21 protein-coding genes and 1 tRNA gene are annotated in these 25,482 nt (G+C 55.8%); 4 read left to right on the plus strand and 18 right to left on the minus strand.

Translation table 11 applies throughout. The features are described from left to right. The 5 genes from L0H14_RS02585 to coaE form a co-directional block, all read right to left on the minus strand. The coding region (locus L0H14_RS02585; protein ID WP_301421369.1) for a DUF222 domain-containing protein at nt 1–922 on the minus strand (922 nt) is incomplete at its 3' end. Between the two features lie 218 nt (nt 923–1,140). Next, nucleotides 1,141–2,457: a TerC family protein gene (locus L0H14_RS02590; RefSeq protein ID WP_301419519.1), complete on the minus strand. Its 1,317-nt coding sequence runs from the start codon at nt 2,455–2,457 to the stop codon at nt 1,141–1,143. A gap of 216 nt (nt 2,458–2,673) precedes the next feature. Continuing rightward, the gene (uvrB, locus tag L0H14_RS02595) at nt 2,674–4,818 is read right to left on the minus strand and encodes an excinuclease ABC subunit UvrB (protein ID WP_301419520.1); all 2,145 of its coding nucleotides are present in this window, start codon (nt 4,816–4,818) and stop codon (nt 2,674–2,676) included. A gap of 59 nt (nt 4,819–4,877) precedes the next feature. Continuing rightward, complete coding sequence (locus L0H14_RS02600) at nt 4,878–6,047, minus strand: calcium:proton antiporter (protein WP_301419521.1); 1,170 nt, start codon at nt 6,045–6,047, stop codon at nt 4,878–4,880. After that, nucleotides 6,044–6,649, minus strand: a complete 606-nt coding sequence (coaE, locus tag L0H14_RS02605; RefSeq protein WP_301419522.1) for a dephospho-CoA kinase — start codon at nt 6,647–6,649, stop codon at nt 6,044–6,046. Before coaE ends, L0H14_RS02600 begins: the two co-directional genes overlap by 4 nt. A 20-nt stretch (nt 6,650–6,669) precedes the next feature. Between coaE and L0H14_RS02610 the strand changes: the two genes are divergently transcribed. Genes L0H14_RS02610 through L0H14_RS02620 form a run of 3 tightly spaced genes read left to right on the plus strand, consistent with a single transcriptional unit; the run spans nt 6,670 to nt 9,009 of the window. After that, entirely contained in the window at nt 6,670–7,374 is a 705-nt protein-coding gene (locus L0H14_RS02610; protein WP_301421370.1) for a YigZ family protein, read from the plus strand. Further along, nucleotides 7,371–8,456, plus strand: a complete 1,086-nt coding sequence (locus L0H14_RS02615) for a class I SAM-dependent methyltransferase (protein ID WP_301419524.1) — start codon at nt 7,371–7,373, stop codon at nt 8,454–8,456. The genes L0H14_RS02610 and L0H14_RS02615 overlap by 4 nt, the downstream gene beginning before the upstream one ends. 4 nt (nt 8,457–8,460) lie before the next feature. Next, nucleotides 8,461–9,009 carry a hypothetical protein gene (locus L0H14_RS02620; protein WP_301419525.1) on the plus strand — a complete coding sequence of 183 codons (549 nt, stop codon included), beginning with the start codon at nt 8,461–8,463 and terminating at the stop codon, nt 9,007–9,009. Nucleotides 9,010–9,102: 93 nt separating this feature from the next. Here L0H14_RS02620 and rpsA read toward each other — a convergent pair whose 3' ends face one another. From rpsA to L0H14_RS02665, 9 genes are all read right to left on the minus strand, one after another. After that, complete coding sequence (rpsA, locus tag L0H14_RS02625) at nt 9,103–10,575, minus strand: 30S ribosomal protein S1 (protein WP_301417350.1); 1,473 nt, start codon at nt 10,573–10,575, stop codon at nt 9,103–9,105. A 242-nt stretch (nt 10,576–10,817) separates the two neighbouring features. After that, nucleotides 10,818–13,640 carry a DNA polymerase I gene (gene polA / locus L0H14_RS02630; protein WP_367618755.1) on the minus strand — a complete coding sequence of 941 codons (2,823 nt, stop codon included), beginning with the start codon at nt 13,638–13,640 and terminating at the stop codon, nt 10,818–10,820. 69 nt (nt 13,641–13,709) lie between these two features. Next, complete coding sequence (locus L0H14_RS02635; protein WP_301421371.1) at nt 13,710–14,135, minus strand: monovalent cation/H(+) antiporter subunit G; 426 nt, start codon at nt 14,133–14,135, stop codon at nt 13,710–13,712. After that, nucleotides 14,135–14,404: a monovalent cation/H+ antiporter complex subunit F gene (locus L0H14_RS02640; protein WP_301417355.1), complete on the minus strand. Its 270-nt coding sequence runs from the start codon at nt 14,402–14,404 to the stop codon at nt 14,135–14,137. Before L0H14_RS02640 ends, L0H14_RS02635 begins: the two co-directional genes overlap by 1 nt. After that, the gene (locus L0H14_RS02645) at nt 14,401–14,808 is read right to left on the minus strand and encodes a Na+/H+ antiporter subunit E (protein ID WP_301417357.1); all 408 of its coding nucleotides are present in this window, start codon (nt 14,806–14,808) and stop codon (nt 14,401–14,403) included. Before L0H14_RS02645 ends, L0H14_RS02640 begins: the two co-directional genes overlap by 4 nt. After that, a complete protein-coding gene (locus L0H14_RS02650; RefSeq protein ID WP_301417359.1) occupies nt 14,805–16,454 on the minus strand; it encodes a monovalent cation/H+ antiporter subunit D family protein in 1,650 nt (549 codons plus the stop codon). The genes L0H14_RS02645 and L0H14_RS02650 overlap by 4 nt, the downstream gene beginning before the upstream one ends. Further along, nucleotides 16,451–16,846 carry a sodium:proton antiporter gene (locus L0H14_RS02655; RefSeq protein WP_301417361.1) on the minus strand — a complete coding sequence of 132 codons (396 nt, stop codon included), beginning with the start codon at nt 16,844–16,846 and terminating at the stop codon, nt 16,451–16,453. The genes L0H14_RS02650 and L0H14_RS02655 overlap by 4 nt, the downstream gene beginning before the upstream one ends. Continuing rightward, entirely contained in the window at nt 16,843–19,698 is a 2,856-nt protein-coding gene (locus L0H14_RS02660) for a DUF4040 family protein (RefSeq protein WP_301417363.1), read from the minus strand. Before L0H14_RS02660 ends, L0H14_RS02655 begins: the two co-directional genes overlap by 4 nt. 254 nt (nt 19,699–19,952) lie before the next feature. Further along, nucleotides 19,953–20,034 (minus strand) — tRNA-Leu (locus L0H14_RS02665). 114 nt (nt 20,035–20,148) lie between these two features. Between L0H14_RS02665 and L0H14_RS02670 the strand changes: the two genes are divergently transcribed. Then, a complete protein-coding gene (locus L0H14_RS02670) occupies nt 20,149–20,748 on the plus strand; it encodes an ANTAR domain-containing response regulator (protein ID WP_301417365.1) in 600 nt (199 codons plus the stop codon). A gap of 5 nt (nt 20,749–20,753) precedes the next feature. Here the strand turns inward: L0H14_RS02670 and pyk are convergent, their stop codons facing one another. The 4 genes from pyk to trpB form a co-directional block, all read right to left on the minus strand. Then, entirely contained in the window at nt 20,754–22,253 is a 1,500-nt protein-coding gene (gene pyk / locus L0H14_RS02675) for a pyruvate kinase (protein ID WP_301417367.1), read from the minus strand. Between the two features lie 67 nt (nt 22,254–22,320). Further along, the gene (lgt, locus tag L0H14_RS02680) at nt 22,321–23,313 is read right to left on the minus strand and encodes a prolipoprotein diacylglyceryl transferase (protein ID WP_301417370.1); all 993 of its coding nucleotides are present in this window, start codon (nt 23,311–23,313) and stop codon (nt 22,321–22,323) included. Nucleotides 23,314–23,340: 27 nt separating this feature from the next. After that, nucleotides 23,341–24,141 (minus strand): tryptophan synthase subunit alpha, encoded by an 801-nt coding sequence (gene trpA / locus L0H14_RS02685; protein ID WP_301417372.1) that lies wholly within the window; start codon nt 24,139–24,141, stop codon nt 23,341–23,343. Between the two features lie 4 nt (nt 24,142–24,145). Continuing rightward, nucleotides 24,146–25,435, minus strand: coding sequence for a tryptophan synthase subunit beta (trpB, locus tag L0H14_RS02690; RefSeq protein ID WP_301417374.1), 1,290 nt, complete (start codon nt 25,433–25,435; stop codon nt 24,146–24,148). Nucleotides 25,436–25,482: the final 47 nt, after the last annotated feature.

Raw genomic sequence — 25,482 nt, forward strand, 5'->3', positions numbered from 1 at the left:
GGTGATCACCCGGCCGAGCAAAGACCCTTCGCAGGAAAACCTCTGTCTCTGGCATTGCTAGCCATCGTTTGGCCAGCCGGGCTGGGATGGGGCCGTGGCCGGTGACCCAGGCTGGGGTGTCTCCGTCAGCGAAGAGTGCTTCATCGGTCATGACCACTTGGACTTCTGCCGGCACCGCAGCTGGTGCGTGCCCGTTGACGCGTTGGACGAACAGGTCAGCCATAATCTGGCCGTGAGAACGCGCCTGACCGGTAGGATCGACCGGATCAGCCGTCTCACCGGAATTAACAACACTGTTGGCATCCCTGGTCAGAGTCGCCAGAATACCTACGGCTTGTTGGGTGGATACCAACGCTGTCACCCACGCCATCCCGTACGCCGCGGGACGCACTGTGACCCGGCGCTCTGAATAGGCGATCTCATTGCGCTCAACGGCACCGTGTTGGTCCAACCGTTCAGCATGCGCCCGAACCTTACCAGCCAACTTCCGTGGCCCAAGCCCCTCAAACTGCCCGGCAATCAGCTCATCCACTGCAGTCCGGTGCTCGGGTGGAAGCCAGGAGACTTCCTTAACCACAGCCTGGACACGTTCTTCATCAAGCTGACCTAACGCCAAAGCATTGAACGTTTTGGGCATATCCTGCACCAGACAGCGGGCAACTCCTACATGCTTACTACCCCGCGCCGGAGACTGACCACGAGCTAATCCGATCTCCGCAGCGAGGCCGTGGCCGCGCTTGGACTGCGGGACACCGCGGGCGGCTTCTTCCTCATGGCGGTGTTGTTCTAGCTCTGCGATTTCCTCGACCTCTAACGCAGCGATCCGAGCCTTTAGCCGTGCCAACGTTTGGAGCCGATCAATACATTGCGCAGAGGAGTCAGACGGCTCCAACATGTCCAGCATGGCACGAGTCTGGGCCATGCTTGCTGCACCTGTCATGGAATCCGTCATACGTTTATTATACCGGGTTAGACGCGGAAAGAGAACCCATAACGCCCAGTATTTGCTGATATTTCACATTATAATACTTGAATACTTGAGTAAAAGAATTCGGGAATTTCGCAAGCTCACCAGGCCATTTAAATGCGTTGCTCGCCAGAGAATATTTATTTTGGCGAGCAACGAACAACTACGACAGCCTAGTCGTTGAGGTTGGATCCCTTCGACTCTTCGGAGGATTTTCCGTTAGTGTCAGGGGCCAAGACAGGCCCGTCTGTAGTGACGATTTTTTGCGAGGTTACGGCTGGAATACCTCGGTGATTCGCGTCTTCGAGCCGGGTTTCGTGTGCGATTCGAATGATGGCAGACCATTGGTCTTTGTGCTTAATGAGTTCCTCGAGATAGCGGTGTTCGGTTGCTTCCGCTTGCTGAGTCCAATAGTCCATCTTCTCTGCAGCTTCCTTGCGTTCCTCTACGGAGGTATCCTCGGCGAGCTGTGAGTAACGGTGTGCAAACTTCTCGGCGTTTTGCAGCGCACGAAGTGCCTTACCGCGAGGACTTGCGAGCGACCAGACGATGGTGAGTATCAGGATCCCAATGATGACCAACAGGGACATGCCCGTGGACGGCTCAGCGACTGGAACGTCCTGACCGTCATAGATGAATGGCAGGTTGTTCTGGCTCAGTGCGTGCAGCATGAGCTTGACGCCGATAAAGCCAAGAATCGCAGCCAGGCCGTAACCGAGGTAGACCAGACGGTCCAATAGGCCATCGATCAAGAAGTACAGCTGGCGTAGACCCAGCAGCGCAAAGGCGTTTGCCGTAAAGACGATATATGGCTCTTGCGTCAGTCCATAGATGGCGGGGATGGAGTCGATTGCGAAAATGATATCGGTGGCGCCGATAGCAACCATGACCAAGAGCATCGGTGTGACCAGGCGCTTACCGTCAACTTTAGTGATGAGTTTATCGCCATCGTATTGTTCTGAAACCGGCAAGATCTTCCGGGCGAAGCGAACCATGAAGTTGTCGGCTTCGGAGCCTGCTTCATCCGCCGAAGAAAACTCGGATTTCAGTTGCTGACCGGCAAGTATCAGTAGGAAAATACCGAAAATGTAGAATGCGTCGGTCCAGACTTCAAGAATCGCTGCGCCGGCGAGAATAAAGATCGTCCGGCTGATCAGAGCGAAGGCGATACCGAAGAGCAGCACCTTTTGTTGATACTGCCGCGGCACATTGAAGCTCGTCAAAATGATCATAAAGACGAACAGGTTATCTACCGATAATGCCTTTTCAGTAATGAAGCCCGCATAATATTCAATAGCGTGGTCGGTATCCCCGAAGGCAAAGAAAACTAAACCAAATGCCAGGGCAATGCCGACATAAATTGCCGACCAAAGTGCTGCCTCTTTGAGCGTGGGGATATGAGCTTTTCTTACGTGGAAGAAATAGTCGAAGAGGATGAGGCCGATGATCACAGCAATTGTGATGCCCCAGGTTACACCGGTGATCTCCATATGAAGGGAGTCCTTCCTAATTTTAGGTAACTTCTAGCCCACAAGTCTCTCCCCCGACGTTTACAACGGGGCCCGCATCCGGCCGAACAGCGATGTTCGACGTGCTGACGTCTGCGGAACTTCTGGGATACTCCCTTGTTCGGCATTGACTATATCAGCAATGCGGCGCTGGTAAAGACTCCTCTTGAGACGTGGGGGCAAGCGCGCCAGGGTCGTTTATGCGTGGCCCTCGCGTTGCATATCGCGAAGCTCTTTTTTGAGCTCGTGGACTTCGTCACGCAGCCGTGCGGCGAGCTCGAAGTTGAGATCGATGGCTGCTTGGTGCATCTGATCTGACATTTGCTGAATGAGATCCGTGAGATCCTTCGCCGGCACTGCCGCCAGTTTGGCAACCTTACCGTCTTCCGAAGCCATGTTCGCTTGCTGCTGTTCTTCGGTAATGGTGGCTGTGTAACCGCGATTGCCCATGCCGTAGTCGAAGCCAGTTTTAATGCCGGCCATCCCGGACATCAAATCCTGCGTGTCTGCGTCTTCACGTGCGAGCTGATCAGTAATATCAGCAATCTTCTTCCGCAATGGTTGCGGATCAATGCCGTGCTTCTTATTGTGCGCAATTTGTATTTCACGACGACGGTTCGTCTCGTCAATGGCAAATTCCATGGAGGCTGTGACCTTATCCGCATACATGTGGACTTCGCCCGATACGTTACGAGCTGCACGACCGATGGTCTGAATGAGCGACCGGTTTGATCGGAGGAAGCCCTCTTTATCGGCATCCAGAATCGATACGAGCGAGACTTCTGGCAGGTCCAACCCTTCACGGAGGAGGTTAATACCTACTAGTACGTCAAAGACACCTTTGCGGAGTTCGGTCATGAGCTCAACGCGTCGGAGGGTGTCGACATCGGAGTGGAGGTACTGGACTTTGACACCGTGTTCCACCAAATATTCGGTGAGGTCCTCGGCCATGCGTTTAGTTAACGTGGTCACCAGGACGCGCTCGTTGCGTTCGACGCGCAGGTTGATTTCGTCCATGAGGTCGTCAATTTGTCCTTTGGTTTCTTTGACGACGATCTGCGGGTCAAGGAGACCGGTCGGACGAATAATTTGCTCCACTACCCCATCGGCTTGTGACAGTTCATAGGGGCCCGGGGTGGCGGACATATAGACGGTCTGACCGATGCGTTCCAGGAACTCGTCCCATTTCAGGGGACGGTTATCCAAAGCGGAGGGCAATCGGAACCCGTGGTCCACGAGGGTGCGCTTTCGCGAGGCGTCGCCCTCGTACATCCCGCCAATTTGTGGAACAGTAACGTGTGATTCGTCGATCACCAGCAGAAAATCATCCGGGAAATAGTCGATCAGTGTGTGCGGGGCGGAACCTTGAGACCGCCCGTCAATATGACGTGAGTAGTTTTCAATGCCATTGCAGTAGCCCATCTGCTGCATCATTTCTAAGTCGTACGTGGTGCGCATACGTAGGCGCTGGGCTTCCAGGAGCTTGTCCTGGGATTCAAGTTCGGCAAGCCGTACCCGCAGCTCGTCTTCGATATCTTTGATGGCGCGAGTCATACGCTCGTCACCGGCAACGTAGTGCGAGGCAGGGAAGATATACATTTCTTCCTCTTCTCGAACGATGTGACCGGTGAGCGGGTGCAGTGTTTGGATGGAGTCAATCTCATCGCCGAAGAATTCGATGCGTACGGCTAATTCCTCGTACATCGGAATGATTTCGACAGTATCACCGCGGACGCGGAAGGTGCCCCGGTGGAAGTCAGCGTCGTTACGGGCATATTGCATCTGCACGAATTGGCGTAGCAGGTCATCGCGGTCCATGAGATCGCCGACTTTCACGGTCACCATTTGAGCGATGTATTCCTCGGGGGTACCCAAACCGAAGATTGAGGAAACGGTGGCGACGACCAGCGTGTCGCGACGGGTCAGAAGTGCGTTAGTAGCCGAGTGGCGGAGGCGTTCGACTTCTTCGTTGATGGAGGAGTCTTTTTCGATGAACGTATCGGTCTGCGGTACGTACGCCTCAGGCTGGTAGTAGTCGTAGTACGAGACGAAGTATTCGATGGCGTTGTTGGGCAGCAGGTCTCGGAATTCGTTGGCCAACTGTGCGGCGAGGGTCTTGTTTTGCACCAGCACGAGTGTGGGACGCTGCAAGCGTTCCACCAACCAGGCCGCCGTGGCAGATTTACCGGTACCGGTGGCACCCATCAGCACCACATCTTTTTCCCCGCCGTCAACCCGCTCGGCGAGTTCAGCAATAGCCTGGGGCTGATCCCCGGCAGGTTCGTAGGGGGCCTCTACCTTAAAGGGCGCAACAACACGGTTAATCTCTCGGGCCATACTCATGACCCACATGTTACGCCTGTCGGAATGGCGTGACCACCTGTTCGCCCGCTGGCTAAGGGTTAGCTGAAGAGCATCAGCACGTAAACCACGAAGAGTATCAGGTGCGGCAATGCGTGCATTACGGTGAGTTTTGGCGCCAAGAAATTCGTGATGGTGACCAGCATAGTAACTGCCAACAGCGCAATATTGACGGCGGATTCGGCGAGGACTACGGTCTGCCCGGTTGCCAATCCGATCAGTAACACCGCCGGAATCGTAAATGACACCGTAGAGACGAGTGCCCCGTGGCAGAGGTTAATGACGCGTTGCATTTCGCCGGCCAATCCTGCTCGCAGTGCCGTGATTGTTTCGGGGAGGAACACAATAGCGGCAATCAGGACGCCGGCCAGTTCAATGGGTAAATTCGTGCGGCCTAAGCCATCATCAAGCAGGGCGGCCATGTGCTGGGCAAGGATAATCACCGGGATGACGGTGATGACCAGCAGCAGGATACGCAGCAGTATTTCTGCGCGGTGTGCCCGGAAAATTTCACCGATCGGTTGACGCGGTGACGGGGTATCGTCATCGGCACCCCCGGAGCTATGACCGCGCGAGGCAGCGATGCTCATTGGATCGGTTTCGGCAAAATGATGTGGCTGGTGAAACATTTGCCGGTACAAGAAATATGTATAGCTCAGCAGGGTGCCCACCGCGATGGTGATGGCCACTCCGGGCGGATAAGTCCCCTGGTGGTCCAGTTGGGCTGGGAGGACGAATGCTAGTGCCAACAGCATGATGAGCATCCCCGAATAGCTAGCGGTTCCGGTGTGGTTGTGGCCTAGCGGTCCGTGCTTGTGTGTGGCAATGAATACGGCTGCACCGACCACCAGATTCAGGATGATCATCGAGACGGCCATGACCGAATCACGACCGATAGTAGTGTGGTCGCCGGGGCCGAGCATCACCGCCGAAATGAGGATCACCTCAATGAGCACAATGGAGATGGTCAACACCAGGGAGCCATAGGGGTCCCCCATGCGCCGGGCAAGTTGTTCTGCTTGCGTGACCACGCCGAAGGAACACACCGTGATGATGACCACGACGCCGGCCAAAACGAGGGCGAGCGTGACGCTAGGAACCGGTGGAGTGAGGAGGTGTTGTGTGGCAGCCAAGACGAGAACAGCGACCCAACCGATGACGACGCGCGCCATCGCGTTCGGGGTGAAAACCTGTGAACGCGTTGTGATCATTGGTTCTCGGACAACTGCGCCCACACGGCGTCGACTTGGGCTTCGGTATCGGCCAGAGTGCCAGAGTTGTCGATCAGCCAGTCAGCCACCTCGCGGCGTTGGGCATCGGTGGCCTGCGCAGCAATGCGTGCAGTGGCGTCCTCGATACTCATGCCGCGGGCCTCAACCAGTCGCTGCAAACGGGTGTCGTGGTGGGTGTCTACGACAATGACACCATCGAATTGGTCTGACTGGCCGGTTTCGACCAGCAACGGAATGTCCTGAATAATGACGGCGTGCTCCGGATCGGCGGCCAGTGCCTTTTCGCGCAGTCGGGCGGATTCGGCTCGTACGGCCGGATGAACAATACCGTTGAGCCGCTCGCGGGCAGCGTCGTCGTTAAACACGATACTGGCCAGGGCGGCACGGTCCAACCGACCGGCTTCATCGAGGAGATGCTCCCCAAACGTTTCCACGACTTCGGCGAGGACTTGTTGGCCTGGTTCCATGACGGCGCGTGAAATTGCGTCCGCGTCGATAATGGTTGCGCCGCGTTCGGCGAAGAACGTGGCAACGGTGGATTTTCCGGATCCGATGCCGCCTGTCAGGGCGAGATGACGCATGAGTTCTCCTGGGTAGACTTATGGACATGCAACATGCCGATTCTGCTCGTAATAGACGTTATACCGTGGTGGCTCACCGCGATTTAGTGAAGGTCACCTTAGATATCCGCCGTTCTGAGTTTATCGGTATGATCCGTCGCGTGGATTCTGAAGACGAAGCTCGTGCCTGGATTGATGAGGTACGGGGCGAACATCACGCGGCAACGCACGTTGTGCCCGCGTTTGTCCTGGGCGCAGATCGGGACGTGCAGCGGTCCTCTGATGACGGCGAGCCAGCGGGCACAGCCGGTATGCCCATGATCCAGGCCCTGACCAATTACCGGGCGGTGCATGACGGCGAAGAATTCTCGGATGTGTCGGATATTTGTGCCATTGTGGTGCGCTATTTTGGCGGGGTGAAACTTGGTGCCGGTGGTCTGGTCCGCGCATATTCAGATACTGCGGTCGCCGCATTGGAACAAACGCCGCTGATTGTCCGGAAGCGAATGCTGGTGGTGACCGTTGAGGCGCCGCACGCCGACGTGGGACGCGTAGAGAACGAGCTCCGGTCGGCCCACTATGAGGTCTTGGGTACTGAATACGCTGGTCGCGCGGCTACCGTGACGGTGGGCTTGGATGACGCCGATAACGCACTGGCAGACTTTAACGGCCACTTAGCCTCGATGACCGCCGGTGAGTCCCAGGGCGTGGCCATTGGTACTCAGTGGCAGGATGTGGCCCGATGACCAACGAGCTGTTTGCCCCCGATAATGTGGATCGGATGTTGCTGCGCGTGCTCGAAGAGACCTTCGTAGCGGAGCCGTGGCGGAAAACCGCACCGATTGTGGTGATCAATGATGCCACCGGTGCATTGAGCGACTGGGCTGTGAAACATGACCTTGATGTGCGCTTCGTGCAGGATTCAGCGGCTTTGGGTGCGGCACAAGCACCGGTCACCGGGACGGTTGCTACCAGCCTAAGTCCCGAGGCTCTCAACGGTGCGGCCACGGTGGTATATCGGCTCGCACGCCCCCTAGAAGCGTTGGAAGAACTCGCCTGGCAGGTTGCTGCCTGGGCAGATCCGCGGGTGCTCCTATTGGCGGGACAGTTACAACGGCACCTGAATTTTTCGATGAATAATGTGCTGGCGGCTGTATTCGAAGATGTCTCGGCATCGCGGGGCTATCACAAGGCCAGAGCCTTGCGTGCCGCTTCACCGAAGCCCGTGATCGGTCACGGTCCACCGCGCATGCCCAGAAAAAACAGTGTCACGATTGCTTCTGCCTCGCTTGAACTTCGCGCTTTCGGGCTAACATTTGGTGCAGCCAAATTGGATCCAGGAACCCGATTCTTACTCGAAACACTGTTCACGCAAGCTGTGGATTCCTTTGCGGCGGGGAGCACCGCAGTGGATTTGGGATGTGGTAACGGCACCATCGCTGCCGTATTGGCCAAGAAGACGCGGGATGTAGCAATCGTCGCGACCGATGATTCTGCTTCAGCGGTCCGATCGACCTTGGCGACTCTGGCTGCCAATAATATCGACGACGTGGACGTGCTCCATCAATCCGGGCTCGTCACGCTTGGAGATGCCTCGGTCGATACGATTGTCTTGAATCCACCGTTTCATGATGGCACTGAAATTACCGGTGATATCGCGCAGTTTCTCTTTTCCGAAGCCGCACGCGTGTTGAAACCCGGGGGCATCTTGTGGACGGTTTTTAATGCATCCCGCGGGTATCGAAAATCGTTGACGAAGCTGGTGGGGCCAACGGAACAGATTACTCGCAATCAGCGTTTCATTATTACCCGATCACAGAAAGTATAGGGATATGTCGGACCTCTACGTAAAAGTCTGCGGCATCACGGATGTTGAGCAGTTGGAATGGGCCATCGATCTCGGCTATGACGCCGTGGGACTGATGCGGGCGCCGAAATCTCAGCGCCTGGTCAACGTCGAGACCGCTCGTCGTCTCGCAGAACATGCTGCGGGCCGGATTGAGACATTCGCGGTGGGGCTTACACTAGATCAGGTCGAACCGGTCCGAGACGCGGTTGATACGGTCCAGTTGTATGAGTACGCCGATGTTGCATCGTTGGCATTGGCTTCTGATACTCCCCCGCACTCGACAAAGGGCCTTGACTACTGGTTCTATGATGCCTCACACGGCACCGGTACGTTTACTGAGATACCGGATTGGGTACGTGATGTTGATGCTCGGTTTGTTTTGGCCGGTGGGTTGAATCCGGACAATGTTACCGAGGTCGTGACTCGGTATCAGCCTGATGGTGTGGATGTGTCCTCAGGTGTGGAGTCTTCAGCCGGCGTGAAGGATTATGCGCTCATGAAAGCGTTCATTGATGCTGTCCGCGCCGTTTGAGAGCTGACTCGAACACACTACTTAAAGGCCGAAGGCCGCTACTCCCAATGAGTAGCGGCCTTCGGTTATGTTTTTGCCTCGTGGGCTGACGGGTTAGTTACCGGTCAGTTTTTCACGCAGTGCGGCAAGTGCTTCGTCGGAAGCCAAGGTGCCGGCATCTTCAACAGGGGTTTCTTCGTCCTCGGAGGAGTATGAAGCGGAACCACTAGGAGCTTCTGCTGGACCGGATGCTGCTGCTTCTTCTGCCTCGGACAAGTGGCGGGCAACCTGTTCCTTGTGGGCTTCCCAGCGGGCCTGAGCGTCAGCGTACTGCTGCTCCCATGCGGCGCGTGCTTCTTCGAATCCTTCGATCCATTCGTTGGTTTCAGGATCGAAGCCTTCTGGGTACTTGTAGTTGCCGTCTTCGTCGTAGTCGGCAGCCATACCGTAGAGGGCTGGGTCGAAGTCGGTGCCTTCTGGGTCGACACCTTCGTTGGCCTGCTTGAGCGACAGAGAGATACGACGACGTTCGAGATCGATGTCGATGACCTTGACGTACAAGATTTCGTTGACCGATACAACCTGCTCGGCGGTATCAATGTGGCGGTTAGCCAGCTCGGAGATGTGTACGAGGCCTTCGATACCATCTTCGACGCGAACGAATGCACCGAATGGTACAAGCTTCGTGACCTTGCCCGGTACGATCTGGCCCAGAGCGTGGGTGCGGGCGAAGACTTGCCATGGGTCTTCTTGAGTGGCCTTGAGCGACAGGGATACGCGTTCGCGATCCATATCGACGTCCAGTACCTCTACGGTGACTTCCTGACCAACTTCGACAACCTCGGACGGGTGGTCGATGTGCTTCCAAGATAGTTCGGAAACGTGAACCAGACCGTCGACGCCGCCCAAGTCCACGAATGCACCGAAGTTGACGATCGAGGAAACGGTACCGGTACGAACTTGGCTCTTCTGCAGTGCCTGCAGGAAGTTCGAACGGGTTTCGGACTGGGTCTGCTCCAACCACGCACGACGTGAGAGCACGACGTTGTTGCGGTTCTTGTCCAGTTCAATGATCTTGGCTTCGAGCTCTTGACCGACATATGGTGCCAGATCGCGAACACGGCGCATTTCGACCAGGGATGCGGGCAGGAAGCCGCGCAGGCCGATGTCGAGGATCAGACCACCCTTGACAACTTCGATCACGGTACCGGTGACTACACCGTCTTCTTCCTTGATCTTTTCGATGTCGCCCCAAGCGCGCTCGTACTGTGCGCGTTTCTTGGAGAGGATGAGGCGGCCTTCTTTATCTTCCTTGGTCAGAACCAGGGCTTCAACCGAATCGCCAACTTCAACGACGTCATCTGGATCGACGTCATTTTTGATGGACAGTTCGCGTGAAGGGATGACACCTTCTGTCTTGTAGCCGATGTCGAGTAGCACTTCGTCTCGATCGACTTTGACGACGGTGCCTGCAACCAGGTCGCCATCGTTGAAATATTTGATGGTCTCATCGACAGCAGCCATGAATTCTTCAGCTGAGCCGATGTCGTTTACAGCGACCTGCGGGGCGTTGCTAGTAGTGGTCATGTAGTAGGGACTCCGATATGGATTAATATGGTTGATAAACTTACTTCGTTTTATAACGCAGCAAACAGAGCTGCATCACAATCATTTTTGCGCCGAAATTGGCAGCGTTTAATATACTACGGTATTCGTCCTGTCAAAATCAACGTAAGACGTGCTCACTTCATAGCGCTCTGATGGCGGAATCATGCGTCTTCCACGCAATTTTACTGACAGTATTTTTGTCAGCATGGGGTTCTGCCGGTCTAATGGGCTGCTTCATGCCAGGAATACCCCTTCCCAACCTGAACGTCCAGTGGAACAGTCAGCGTTGCTGCAGCCGACATTTCTTCAACCAAGATCTGTTCTGCTGCATCGATTTCAGAGTCAACGACTTCTAGGATTAGTTCGTCATGGACCTGCAGGATCATGCGGGACTTAAGACCATCGGCTTCAAGTCTGGCCTGGACACCAAGCATCGCTTTTTTGATCAAGTCCGCCGCAGAGCCCTGGATGGGCGCGTTCAGAGCGGCGCGTTCTGCCATCTCGCGAAGCTGACGGTTATCGGACTGCAGGTCCGGTAGATACCGACGGCGTCCCAACATAGTTTGGGTATAGCCGTCCTTGCGCGCCTGGCGAACCACATTCCGCAGGTAGCGTTGGACTGCCCCAAAGCGATCAAAGTACGTGGTCATTAATTCGCGGGCTTCGTCGACCGAAATTCGCAGCTGCCGCGACAGTCCAAAAGAGCTCAGACCATAAGCCAAGCCATAGGACATAGCTTTAACTTTGTCACGCATAGAGGTGGTGACGTCTTCGGGTTCCACATTAAAGACTTGGGCGCCTACGAAACGGTGTAAGTCTTCCCCAGCCCGGTAGGCCTGGATGAGGCCTTCGTCCTCGGACATATGGGCCATAATACGCATTTCGATCTGCGAGTAGTCTGCCGTCAACAGCGTGGTGGTCTCGTCTGAATACGGATTCGATCCCGCCACGAAAATGTCACGAATCTGACGGCCAGCAGGTGTCCGAACCGGAATATTCTGGAGGTTCGGGTTCAAAGAAGACAACCGCCCGGTAGCCGCTGCCGTTTGAGAAAAGCGCGTGTGAATGCGGTTGTCTTCGGCAATGGAATCCAAGAGTCCTTGGACCGTTTGACGCAGTTTCGTCGCGTCCCGGTATGACATGAGATTGTGCAAGAACGGGTGGTCAGTTTTTTCTAGGAGGTCGGCCAGCGAATCGGCGTCGGTTGAGTACCCGGTTTTTGTTTTGCGGGTCTTGGGCATGTCCAACGTGTCAAACAGCACCGTTTGAAGTTGTTTTGGTGAAGCCAGATTGACCTCTTGACCACCGATAGCGGCGAAAGCAGATTCTTGTGCCTTCTCAACTTCGTTGGTGAAGCCGTCCAGGAGACTGTCGAGGCGCTGACGGTCGGTGCCGATGCCAATCAGTTCAACTTTTGCCAGCACTACCGAGAGTGGGATTTCAAGGTCATGGAGTAAACCGACGGCTTCGCGTTGCTGGAGTTCCTCATCCATGGCTTCATTCAACCGGTGAATCATCCAGGCGTTCCGGGCGTATTGCGCGAGCTGCTCGGCGTTATCGTCGGTAAAGCCTTCGAGTTCTAGCTGACCCTGATTTTCGGTGGGGGCTACAGTTTCCAACCGAGTTTTCAAATAGGTCTGGACCAGATCGGCTAACTCATAGCCACGACGATCGGGCTGCAGAATGTAGGCAGATAGTAAAACATCGTCTGCCACCGACACCAGCGATGTGTTCACATCTGTCAAAGGTTCCAGCACAGATTGCGAAGGTGGCGTAGCCAAGGCCTTCAGGGTCGCTTTGAGGTCATAGACCACCTTGGAGTACTCGGGATCGCTCAGGAACTGCGTGACTGCGGAACCTAACTCGGCGCTAGCGTTGTCAAGGTCAATGACTGCGGTGGTGTCGGCCGTGGCTAAACCGAGCGCACGAATCTCGCCGTAGTCCCCTGGAGCAGGAATCTTCCGGCGTGTGATGGTGGCGGGCGGATTGATATGGAAGAAGACCGAGATCCGCTGATCGATGTCAGTCAAGAACGTTTGCCATGCCTCGACGTCGTTGATCACAGCTGTTTCGGGCATTTCTTCGGGTGGTTCGGGCTCTTCCGATGAGCCCAGGTGTTGCTCGAATGTCGTGAAGACGCGATTGCGAATGTTGTCGAACTCCAAGGCGTCGAAGAGCTCAGACACCATGTTGCGGTCTGGGTTTACCAAGATTGCTTCATCAAGCGTGATGGGAAGTTCAAGGTTGGTCACCAGAGCATTGAGCTCTCGGTTACGTTTAACCTGGTCGAGGTTCTCGCGCAGGGCTTCGCCCTTTTTTCCGCCAATGTCGTCAATGTTGTCGAGGATGCCTTTGAGGCTGCCGTATTTTTTCAGCCAGCGTGCAGCGAAGCCCGGGCCAACACCAGGAACACCGGGCAGGTTATCAGCGCTCTCCCCCACCAGGGCCGCGAGTTCCGGATATTGCAGTGGTGTGACACCGTAGCGTTCCACAATGGCATCGGCGTCAAAAGGTGGTAGCTCTGACACCCCTCGCATCGGGTACAAGACTGTGACGTTGTCTTTGATCAATTGGAATGTATCGCGGTCGCCGGAGACAATGCGGGCGTCCCAGCCAGCTTCGGCTGCAGAAGTCGACATCGTAGCCACAATATCGTCTGCTTCATACCCATCAACTTCGATGGAAGGGATCTGCAAAGCGTCCATGACCTGTTTGATCAGGTCGATCTGGCCGTAGAACTCCTCGGGAGTTTTATCGCGTCCCGCTTTGTATTCCGGATATTGTTCCGACCGAAACGTCGGAGTTTCTAAGTCGAAGGCTACAGCCACATGAGTGGGTTTTTGCTCGCGGATCATGGCCAGCAACATGGATAAGAAACCGTAGACGGCGTTGGTGTGTTGGCCGGTAGCGGTCTGAAAGTTTTCGGCTGGCAGCGCGAAGAACGCGCGGTAGGCCATCGAGTGGCCATCGATGACCATCAGGGTGTTGGAGTTATCTGAAGCAGTAAGTTTGGAAGCAGTCACGGTCTCTAGTCTAACGAGCACAACGTGGCTCCGGTGCTTTTATCCACACTCCGGCGGGCCTGGTGTGCTGGGGCTTGGTCAACCGGGGAATTAGTCAGTGGATTCGTGCCCAGCATCACTTGGGATGTCGTCGGTATCATGCGCTTCGTCTTCGTCCGGGTGCACTGTTTCGTGGGTGTCGAGCTGGTCTTCGGCCAGGTGGTCGAAATGACCGGGCTGCATTTTCGACCCGGTGAGATAGGCGGAGCGAGCGATGGCCATGGTCCCGATGGATGAGGTGGCCAACTGCAGAAACAAGATAATCAGCAGTTTGACGAAGTTGGGCCAACTGGGCATCTCGAAAAATACGCCGATGACGACCAGTGAGATACCGAGTCCGGCGGCCGTCCCGACCGCGGAGATCCGCTGGTAGGTGTCGGTAAATTTATAGAGACCAACTACCGCGACGGTGAAGATGAGCACGCCGGCAATAATAAACAAGTTGCCGAAGAGTTCGGCGAATGTGGTCAAATCCATTAGCGACGCCCCCTGGTGAGTGCGCGAGCAAGTGAGACGGCCGACAGGAAGCCAACGATCGAGGCGATCAGGATCAGGTCAAAGAAGAATGCTCCGGCCAGCAGAACACCAATCATCGCCAACATACCGGTGAAGGAAAACATCAGCAGGTCTGCGGATACGGCGCGGTCAGCGTCGGTGCGAGCGGTGACAATACGGATGGCTACAGCGATCATGCAAGCGGCCAGTACGGCAAGCCCGATGTACATTCCAAAGTTCAGGGCGGTCATGAGGCGGCCCTCCCTTGCTGATGACGTTGTGTTTGGTCGACTAACCGTGGATCGAAGCCTTCACGACGCATCGCAGCAAGAATGTGGTTTTGCATATCGAGTGAGCCCTCTGCGACGGCTTCGGGGTCGCCGTCATACAGCGAATGCACGTAAATCCAGCGGTTGCCATCGTCGTCGATATGGGTTCCCAGGGTGAGTGTGCCGGGGGTGATGGTGATCAATGCGGAGAGCATGGTGACTTCGGCGTCGGTACGACAGTCGGTCCGCACTCGTGCGATGCCAGGCTCAGCATCCAGTCCGGGGGTGGCCAGGTCTTTGAGAACAGCCCATGAAGAGCTGATGATCTGGCCGATGAACCAGATGATCAGCCACATCCAGCGGGGCAGCCAGGTGAGAGTTTTCATCGGTTCAACACCGCCTGTACGTAGTCGGTGCTGTCATAGAGCCCTTCGGCAGCAATACCCGAAAGCGTCAATAAGAACTGCGCGCCCAGACCGAAGGCGACGGTGATGATGGCCAGTACAACAGACGGTGCGGCCAGTGCAAAGTTGATGCGGCGAGTCGGCACAGTGGACTCATCGGTTTCGATAATCGTCTGTGTGCCCGTAAGTGTGGAGACTTGTGCTCGAGTCGCCTCGGTGGCCAGTTCTGGCGTATAGGAGGCCTCATGAGCGTAGGGATCACGGGTCGCTGAAGTGATAACGGTGCCCGATTTGGTAGCCGGTCCCCCAGAGCCTTTTTCCCAGAACATTCCGGTCCAAATTTTCAGCATTGACAACAGCGTAATGAGCGATACGAACAACATGATGACCACGGCGGCAATGTCACCGGTGTCGACGGCACCGACAATCAGCATGAATTTGGCTACGAAACCAGAGAACGGTGGAATGCCGGCCAGTGATAGTGCAGCGATCATAAAGGTGACGGCAATGACCGGTTCGGTTCGTGAAATGCCCCCGAGTGCGCCGATCACGCCCGTTCCGTAACGTACTTCAACCGCACCGGTTGACATGAAGAGTGAAGCTTTCACGATCATGTGATGCAGCAAGTAGAAGATGCCGGCGGTCAGACCCAGTTCGGTGAATAGCGCTACCCCCAACAGGATGTAGCCGATTTGCGAGACCATGTGGAACGACAAAATAGTTCGGGTTGTTTTCTCGCCTACGGCGCCGAATACGCCGATGAGCATGGTGAGGCTAAACAGGACCACGCCGACCCACAGGAACCTGGTGTCGCCGCCATAAACGACCGAGTAAATCCGGTAAATCGCGTAGATGGCCACCTTGGTATGGAGTCCGGAAAACAGTGCGGTGACAGCCGGCGATGTCCCGGGATAGGCTCGTGCCAACCAACCGTGCACGGGAACAACGGAGGCTTTGATACACAGCGCGAACATGCTGACCGCACCGGCGATGGCGACGGTCGGGTCGTGTTGAGCCTGATCCGCAAGCACAGCAATGTTGACTGATCCTGCGGTGCCGTAGAGGAAACCCACGCCGATCATATACAGCGTGGAGGTGAATAAGTTCATCGTCACATACAGCCGGACGCCGTGGACACGGCGTAGCGGTAGTTTCCTGTTAGCGCTGAGCACGTAGAGCCCGTAGCTGGGCAAGAGCATGACCTCGAGAAATACGAACAGGTTGAAGAGGTCGGCTGTCAGCAGCGCGCCATTGACGCCGGTGGATAAGATCAGCACCAGGGGTGCAAAGTATTGGGAGTTTGCCGCGCGGGAGGCTTGAGCAAACCAGATACTGACGACGGTAAGTAGCAGAGTGACCGCCAGCATCAGGGCGGTAAACATATCTGCCACAAACGGGATGGCAACCCCCGGTGGCCAAGGACCAACCTGGTGGGCAATCGTGCCTCCGTCGGTGGACCAGAAATGATAGACCAGACCGCAGGCGGCAGCCAGCATGACCAGCATGGTGGCAATATTGACGATCGCGTGAAGTCGGAGTCGATGGCCCGTGGTGATGAGTATCCCTGCGACCAGTAACGGTAGGCCGGCAAAGAGTGGCAGGAGGGTGCCGATGGTATCTGGGCTCATGCCTTCTCCTGACGCGACGTGTTACGACGGGGTTCGTGTCGGACGCCATCAGACTCTGATTCGGCGGACACATCGAGTTGTTCGACTTTTGTTGCCGTGCCATCTGTGTCATCACCGGTGACGGCAAGGACCAGCATGAATACGGTAATAGAGAAGGCGATTACGATAGCGGTCAGAATGAAAGCTTGCGGCAGTGGGTCGGCCATCGCGGACGGATCCGCAGAGGGATGAAACGCTTCAATGCGGCGGTCGGAACCACCCGCGGCAAAGAGGATCAGGTTGCCTGCGTGACCGATCAAGACGAACCCGAGGATCACGCGCAGAAATTCGCGTTTGCTAAAGAGATAGACCGCTCCGGCGGTAAGCAGGGCAACGGTGATACTTAGCGTCATGAAGTGACCTCTCGTTGCCTACTGTGTTTCGAGTTTTTCTTGCGGATACCGGGGGGTCCCGTCGTTGGTTCAGGGGGTGTTTCCACGGTTTCGGCGAGCCCACGCTCTGTGCCCAGCATGTTGAATGCTCCTAAGATCAAACCGAGGACGGCGAAATAGACGCCGATGTCGAACAGCAAGGAACTGTTCAGCTCAAAACCGAAAATATCCATGTATATCGGTGTGAGGTATGAGCCGTCAACGAGCCCGTACACACCGACGGCAGACCCCAGGGCGACACCTGTTCCGATAAGGCCCTTATATGGCAAGCGAATTGGCGCAGCCTCATCGGCTGGCGCAGCAAGATAGAGCAGTGCGAATGCCGAGCCAGTAACTAAGGCGCCAACGAACCCACCACCGGGTTCATTGTGCCCGCGGAACAGCAGAATGAGGCTGACGACGACGAGGATGGGGACCGCGATTTTAGATAACGAACGCAGGTACACAGAATTGTGATGTGGGTTCGTCAGCGGTGAGGTGCTGAGGACCTTGGCTTTTCGGACTGGATTGGGGGCTCGTGAAGCAAGCAGCGCGGCAACGGCTACCCCTGCGACACCAAGGACCGTCAACTCGCCCAGGGTATCCAGAGCACGGAACTCCACCAAAATTACGTTGACTAGGTTATTGCCACCGGTGACTTCAGTGCCTTGCTCGGTCAGGTACTGCGCGGGATCGGACATGTCACGACGTCCGGTCAGTGCATAGGTGCCGGCAAATGCAGCAATCCCTGCTAGTACCGCAGCGATGATGCCGGATCTTGAGGCTTTTTCTTTCTTACCGAACGTTTTGGGCAATCGGTTGAGCAGCAGCACCATGACGACCACGGTGAGGATCTCGACCATGAGCTGTGTCAGTGCCACGTCCACCGACCCCAGGGCAAAGAACCAAAGGGTGACAGAGAAACCGACGGTACCGAGCACGACGATGGCTGCCACACGGGTTCTGGCGCGAATCGTGGCGATGACTCCAACGGCGACGACGGCGACGAGTAACCAGTCGGTCCAGCGGGTGAGATTCTCTTGTTGGGCTGGCAGCTCATCGATGGCGAACCATCCGGTTAGTGCTAACCCGGCTAAGAGTGCGGCAGGCCAGACCAGGTGTCGACCGGGACTGAGCCCAGAGGTCCACGAGCTGACGACTGCACCGAATTCGATGGTGGTCTGGCGGAGTTTTTCGACTGCGCCCAGACCGGAGTAGACCAACGGACGGGGTACCAGAAACGCCTCGAGTCTGGGCAGTTGCCAGACCATGATGGCCCCGACGACGATCACGAGCAGGGAAAGCATAAAGGCGGGATTAATACCGTGCCACAGGGCAAGCTCGACCTCCTGATGTGCACCGACCGCTGCGGTGGCGGAGTCGGACACCAGGTCAGCCAGGAAGAATGGAAAGACGCCCAGAATCAATGACAATGACGCATTGACTGCAGGATAGGCCCAGAAACTGGGAGCAGCTTCGTACACAGTTTGGCGATTGGCGGCAAGACCGCGGGGGGTGTTGATCCAGTTCCGGGGGGAACGGTAGGAGCCCATAGCGCCTAATACGAAGCGTCCAGAGTAGGCGAATGTGCCGATCGCCGTCAGGACTGCCAGACCGGTGAGGACCCACGGTAGGACGCCCGGCAGCTCGGCACCAAGGAATGCTTGGAAGAGGTGCTCTTTCGAAACGAAGCCCAGCAAGGGCGGAATGCCCGCCATGGATGCAGAACCCAGGATCACGATGGTCAGTGTGGCCGGCATGGCCATTTTCCGTACGGTCAGCATTCGCATGTCACGTGTGCCGGCTTCATGGTCGATGACACCGACGGCAAGGAAGAGCGCAGATTTGAAGAGTGCGTGGGCAATGGTGTGGAGGATGGCTGCAGTGAGCGCTGTGGGCGTCCCAATGCCAATGAGCGCAACGAGGTAGCCAAGCTGCGACATGGTGGAGTAGGCCAGCAGTTCCTTAAGGTCGTAGCGACGGAGGGCTGCCACGGCACCAAGCAGCGCGGTAATGAGTCCCGAAGAGACGAGTAAAACAAGCCACAGTGTATTGCCCGCTAGGACCGGTGAGAATAGCAGCAGCAGGTAGATACCTGCCTTGACCATTGCTGCGGCATGAAGATATGCGGAAACCGGTGAGATCGCGACCATGGAGTCTGGTAGCCAGGATTGGAAGGGGAATTGTGCGGATTTCGTAAACGCAGCTAGGACCAGGGTCAGGATGAGCCAGGTAACTGTACTGGAATCATCCCAAATATCGGATCGGAGGATTTCGGTAATGACGGTTGTCCCCGTGGAAGCAATCATCACTGAAACTGCCGCTAGCAAACCCAGCCCGCCTGCAACAGTCACCAAAAGAGTCCGGACCGCGGGTTTTCTCGCATGGGATCCAGACCGCGCAATGAGGAAAAACGAGGCTAGTGTTGTAGCTTCCCACGCGACGTAAAGCACCATGAGGTCATTGGCCAGAACGAGAACGAGCATGGCCAGCGCAAAGGCTGACATCGACAGATAGAAGCTGGTGATCTTTGTGCGATCGAGGTATCTTGCGGAGTAAAACAAGACGCCTGCACCGATCACGAGGACTAACAGCCCGAAGACTAATGACAGTCCATTGAGGCGAAGGTGAAAGCCAACATTGAAGAAGTCGGGGATCCAGGGATAGTACTCAATGACTTCACCGCCGGAACCGGCAAATGCTTGAATGAGTGCCCACGCCGCGCCTGCTAGTGGGATCCATAGGAGCCAGCCGGCGTATTTGCCCAGCCAATGGGACAGTGGTGCAGCCAGCACGGCTGCGATCAGTGTTAGCAAGATCGCCGTCAAGAGCACGGGCTTTCACCTCTTCGCAGGTGCCGGCGGCAATGTTGTGAGTCGTGTACCGGCTTGAACGTCTATGTCAGGTCGAAAAGACCAAAATTAAGGTGCGCAACATTTTGCGCACCAGTCAATATTGTCACAGCTCACTATAGCGTTTCAAATGAGTCACTGTGTCAGCAGTGCCCGACGCGAATCGAGTGCAAGAGATTTGGCTCGTTAAAGCATTTCGTCCCGCATAAGTATGCGGGACGTGAGCAATGCTGTTGTACCCGAAGTGGGACTCGAACCCACACATCTCTCGATATTGCATTTTGAGTGCAACGCGTCTACCAATTCCGCCATTCGGGCTGGGCACCTGACCTATTTTACACAAGTTTTTAGAATAACCAAAAGGAGATCGGAAGAGTTCTGTCGTAGTCTATGAGACTGACGAACTCACTATGACAACGATTCGAGGTCACTATGACGGATACCGAAGCAACACATCCTGTACGTATTGTAGTGGCTGAAGATGAGACGATTATTCGCTTAGATATCGTAGAGACACTGCGCGGCCAGGGTTACGAAGTTGTCGGCGAGGCCGACAATGGCCAGCGCGCTATCGAACTGGTGGAAGAACACACACCGGATCTGGTGCTGATGGATATTTCAATGCCGGTGATGGATGGTATCTCTGCTACTCGGCATATCTCCGAGCGGTCGTTAGCCCCGGTGGTAATTTTGACCGCATTTTCGCAGCGGGATTTGATTGATCAGGCCACTGAAGCAGGTGCGATGAGTTATATCGTCAAACCGTTTAGTGAAACTGATTTAGTACCGGCGATTGAGTTGGCCAAGGCACGCTTCGAGCAATTGGTAACACTGGAAGCCGAGATCTCAGATCTCACGACACGATTCGAGACTCGCAAACTCGTGGATCAGGCTAAGAGTCTGCTCATGCAGAAGCTTGAAATCACCGAGCCTGAGGCATTCCGTTGGGTTCAGAAGACCTCAATGGATCGGCGTCTGATGATGAAAGATGTTGCCCAAACTGTCATCGAACAGTTGGGCAACCCTTCCTAGGCCACCTACATGGGTGACCAGCCGGATACTTTATCCCAGCGGTGTGCTGGTGGTGCGACAGCCGTATCGACCAGCGCCGGGTCGATTTCGGCTTTAGTTGACCCCATGCGGTGCACTTTGAGCATATTCGTAGAGCCAGGTACTCCTGGTGGAGAGCCTGCTACCATCACCACGAGGTCATCGATCTCTGCCAGCTCAGCTTTGACAAGTTCGTGGTCGATTTGTTCGGTCATTTTGTCCGTCGAGTCCATGAAAGGCACCAGTTTTGGTGTCACACCCCATGACAAACAGAGCACATTATTTGTGGTGAATGAGTGTGTGAACGCATAGATCGGCTGTGGTGCACGTAGCCTGGACAGGCGTCGGGCCGAGTCGCCGGACTGAGTGAAGCTCACCAAGAACGGGATTTCTAGGGATGCCGCGATATCGACGGCTGCACGCGTTACCGCTCCCCCTCGTGTACCGGGCCGGGTCCCTAATGGAGGCATCCGATGCAGGCTATGGTTTTCGATAGATGTAATGATTTTGGCCATCGTCTGCACCGTGAGGACCGGGTATTTCCCAATGGATGTTTCGCCAGAGAGCATAACTGCGTCCGCGCCGTCGAGAACAGCGTTGGCGCAGTCGGAGGTTTCTGCTCGCGTTGGGCGAGCGTTCTCAATCATGGATTCCAGAACCTGGGTGGCCACGATAACCGGTTTCGCCCACCGCCGTGCCAAATCTATGGCATTTTTTTGGACGACAGGAACTTCTTCTAGTGGGAGTTCAACACCGAGGTCTCCGCGAGCCACCATGATGGCATCGAAGGCATCGATGATTTCTTGAAGGTTTGCAACCGCTTGCGGTTTCTCAAGTTTGGCAATAACCGGAATGCGGCGGCCTTCTTCTTCCATAATGGTGTGGACTGGTTCGATGTCCTCAGCGCTGCGCACAAAAGACAGCGCGATCATGTCCACCCCAAGTTTTAGTGCAAAGCGGAGGTCCTCTTCGTCCTTTTGCGTGAGTGCAGGAATACTCACAGCGACTCCGGGCAGATTAATGCCTTTATTATTCGAAACCTCGCCGCCGATGACTACATTCGTCACGACCTCGGTTTCGGTGACTTCGGTAGCTTGCAGGGCGATCTTGCCGTCGTCGATGAGCAGCTCATCTCCAACTTCTACGTCCTGGGGCAATCCTTTGAAGGTGGTGGAGCAAATATCCTGGGTCCCTTCGATATCACGCGTGGTGATGGTGAAGGTGTCCCCGTCCTCGAGCAGGTGCGGTCCATCAGCAAACCGGCCGAGTCGAATTTTTGGACCTTGCAGGTCGGCAAAAATGGCGACCGAGTGGTCTAAATCAGAGGCAGCTTTACGAACCGTGTTGTAGGTATTCGCATGTACCTCGTGGTCACCGTGGCTGAAGTTCATCCGGGCGACGTTAACCCCGGCTTTCAGCAGCTCACTTGTAGTTTTATATCCCTGAGTAGCAGGGCCAAATGTTGCGACGATTTTCGCGTGTCTCATGGTCCAAGTCTATGGCCGATGATGACGAAAGTTAATGATTGGGCATTGACGAGTCACATGACTTAGGTCATGTTGTGGGGTTTGACGTGTCCCCGTTATCGCTTGTGGCGACCTCATTGTTCAAAGTGGTGCTGCTATCGACTGGTGAATCTGCAGCGTCTTCTTCGCTCACGTAATCGCCCCGGTATATTTTGTCTGCTTCAGCCTGTTCCGCAGGGGTTTTGGGCCGGGTGACGATGGAGTACACCAGCAGAGTCACAGCGATGAGGAACATCAACACGGATGTCCAGGTGTTGGTGCGAGCTTCTATTCCGAGGACCGTCCACTCTTGCGCTTTGTCGAGGCGAATCGACTCGATTGGGATGCGACCCAGTGTGTACCAGACAATATATGACCACAGCATCATGCCGTTCCGCAGTTTGAAACGCCGGTCAATCAGCAAAAGGATAGCTACACCTAGGAGGTTCCAGATCGATTCGTAGAGAAACGTCGGGTGAAACAACGTGTCGGCCGGGACATCCGCTGGGAAATTGTAGTGGTCCGGTTCGACTTCGAGCCCCCATGGCAGGGTGGATGGCTCGCCGAAGAGTTCCTGGTTGAAGTAGTTACCCCACCGTCCCACGGCTTGGGCCAAAAGGATCCCAGGTGCGATCGTATCTGCCATGGCCGGCATCCGCAGACCGTAGCGGCGACAGGCGAACCACACACCAAGGGCACCGCCGCCGATAGCGCCCCAGATCGCGATGCCACCTTCCCAGATGGCAAAGATTTTGGACAGATCGCCGGTGCCATCGTAGTTGGGACCAAAGTACTGGTCGGGGACGGTGATCACGTGATACAGCCGGGCCCCGATAATGCCAAAGACGACTGCCCAGAGACCGACGTCGTACATCTGTTCGGATTTCCCACCGCGGGCTGCCCAACGCTTCCCGCCAAGCCAAAAAGCGAGGGTACCGCCGAGGATGATGCACAACGCATAGAGGTGGATCTTGACTGGGCCGATTTCGAAACCATCCAGCGGTGGTGGCGGTATCGATGCGATCAAGGTTGCGAACTGCATTGGGTGGGCCTGTCCTCGTGTCGTGCGCTAGTTCTTGGATGCTCCGGTGACAAGGTTCCGGGTGATTTCACCGACTGCTTGTGGGCCATTATCACGCAGTGCTGATACCAGAGCGGTACCAACGATAGCACCGTCGGCATAGCTGCCAATTTCAACGACGTGATGTGGTTCTGAGATCCCAAGACCAACGCATACGCGAGGGGCTCCAGCGTCGTGTGCGCGGCGAACAACGCGCTCAGCGGCATTCGATACCTCGCCGCGAGCTCCGGTGATTCCCATGACCGAGACCGCGTAGACGAAGCCTCGGCTGGAATCCACGGTGAGCTTCACGCGTTCATCAGGTGATGACGGTGCGGTCAGGAAAATCCGATCAAGCTCGTATTTGTCGGATGCTTCAAACCATTCGCCGGCTTCTTCTGGTACAAGGTCCGGAGTGACGAGGCCGGCGCCACCGGCTTCGGCGAAACGCCGGGAGAATTCGTCGACGCCCATGCGATCGACCAGATTCCAGTAGGTCATAATAACGACGGCGGCATCGGTTCGCGATGTGACCTCTTTGACGATGTGAAAGACATCGGCGACCCGGAAACCGTTCTGCAGTGCTTCAGCAGTTGCTTTTTGGATGACCTCGCCATCCATCACCGGGTCCGAATACGGCAGGCCGATTTCGATAATGTCAGCACCATTATTGCCAAGTTGAACCGCGGCCTCGATGGAATCATCGATCGTTGGATAGCCTGCTGGCAGGTAACCGATAAACGCGGTACGACCTTCGGCGCGTGCCTGTTCAATCTTCTCGGCGGTCAGTGAGCGAATAGATTCTGTCATCTCGTTATTCTCCGGCTTCCGCGTGATCCTCTGGGACCATCCCGAACCACGTGGCAGCGGTACTGACGTCCTTATCGCCGCGACCTGACAGGTTCACGATGATCACTTTTTGTTCGTCTTGTGGTGTGGTTTCGTCAACAACGCCGTCGGCAACCCACTTGGCAGCCAACCGGAGTGCACCGGCTAATGCATGTGAAGATTCGATGGCTGGCATGATGCCTTCCGACCGGGTCAGCAGTTTGAACGCGTCCATAGCTTCGGAATCGCTGACCGGCTGGTAGATTGCTCGGCCGGTATCGTGCAAAAATGCGTGCTGTGGGCCAACACCTGGGTAGTCGAGACCTGCCGATATCGAATGTGAGTCGATAGTCTGGCCGTCTTCGTCCTGCATGAGGTAGGTACGTGCACCGTGGAGCACTCCGACGCGTCCCAGCGCAATCGGTGCTGCGTGTTTTCCGGTCTCAACGCCAGCGCCGCCGGCTTCCATACCGTAGAGTTGGACGTTTTTATCGTCGAGGAAGCCGTGGAATAGCCCGATGGCATTCGATCCCCCGCCAACGCAAGCGATGACAGCATCTGGTAATTTACCAGTCTGTTCCAGGGATTGTTCGCGTGCTTCGTCACCGATGACCTGGTGGAAGTAACGCACCATTTCAGGAAATGGTGCTGGTCCAGTCACGGTGCCCAACAAATAGTGCGTGGTGTCGACGGAGGCAACCCAGTCTCGAAGGGCTTCGTTAATTGCGTCTTTAAGGGTTCGCGCACCAATTGTGACGGCTTTGACTTCGGCACCCAGCATTTCCATGCGTGCTACGTTGAGGGCTTGTCGCTTGGTGTCTGCTTCGCCCATGTACACGGTGCATTCCAAGCCGAACAGTGCTGCCGCAGTCGCGGTAGCAACACCGTGTTGGCCTGCACCGGTCTCGGCGATAAGGCGAGTTTTGCCCATCCGCTTGGCCAGGAGGGCTTGTCCGATCACGTTGTTGATCTTGTGTGAACCGGTATGGTTCAGATCCTCGCGCTTCAGGAAAATGCGCACGCCCGGATGATCCTGGGCGAAGCGTGGCGCTTCGGTCAACAGGGAGGGCCGGTTGATGTAGTTGGTGTTGAGGTCATTGAGCTCTGCAATAAACTCAGGGTCTTTGATAGCTTTTCGGAAGGTTTCTTCGACTTCTTGAAGCGCAGCCATCAACGACTCAGGCATCCATTGACCGCCGTAACGGCCAAAGTATGGTCCTTCCAACTGCTGGAAGTCCCCGTCGTGTTCGTATGAACCGGGTGCTGGTCTTTCCATTGGGATGCTCATATGGTTCTTTCCAAATACGACACCGCCCCGGCACA

Source organism: Yaniella sp. (assembly GCF_030453185.1).
GTDB lineage: Bacteria > Actinomycetota > Actinomycetes > Actinomycetales > Micrococcaceae > Yaniella.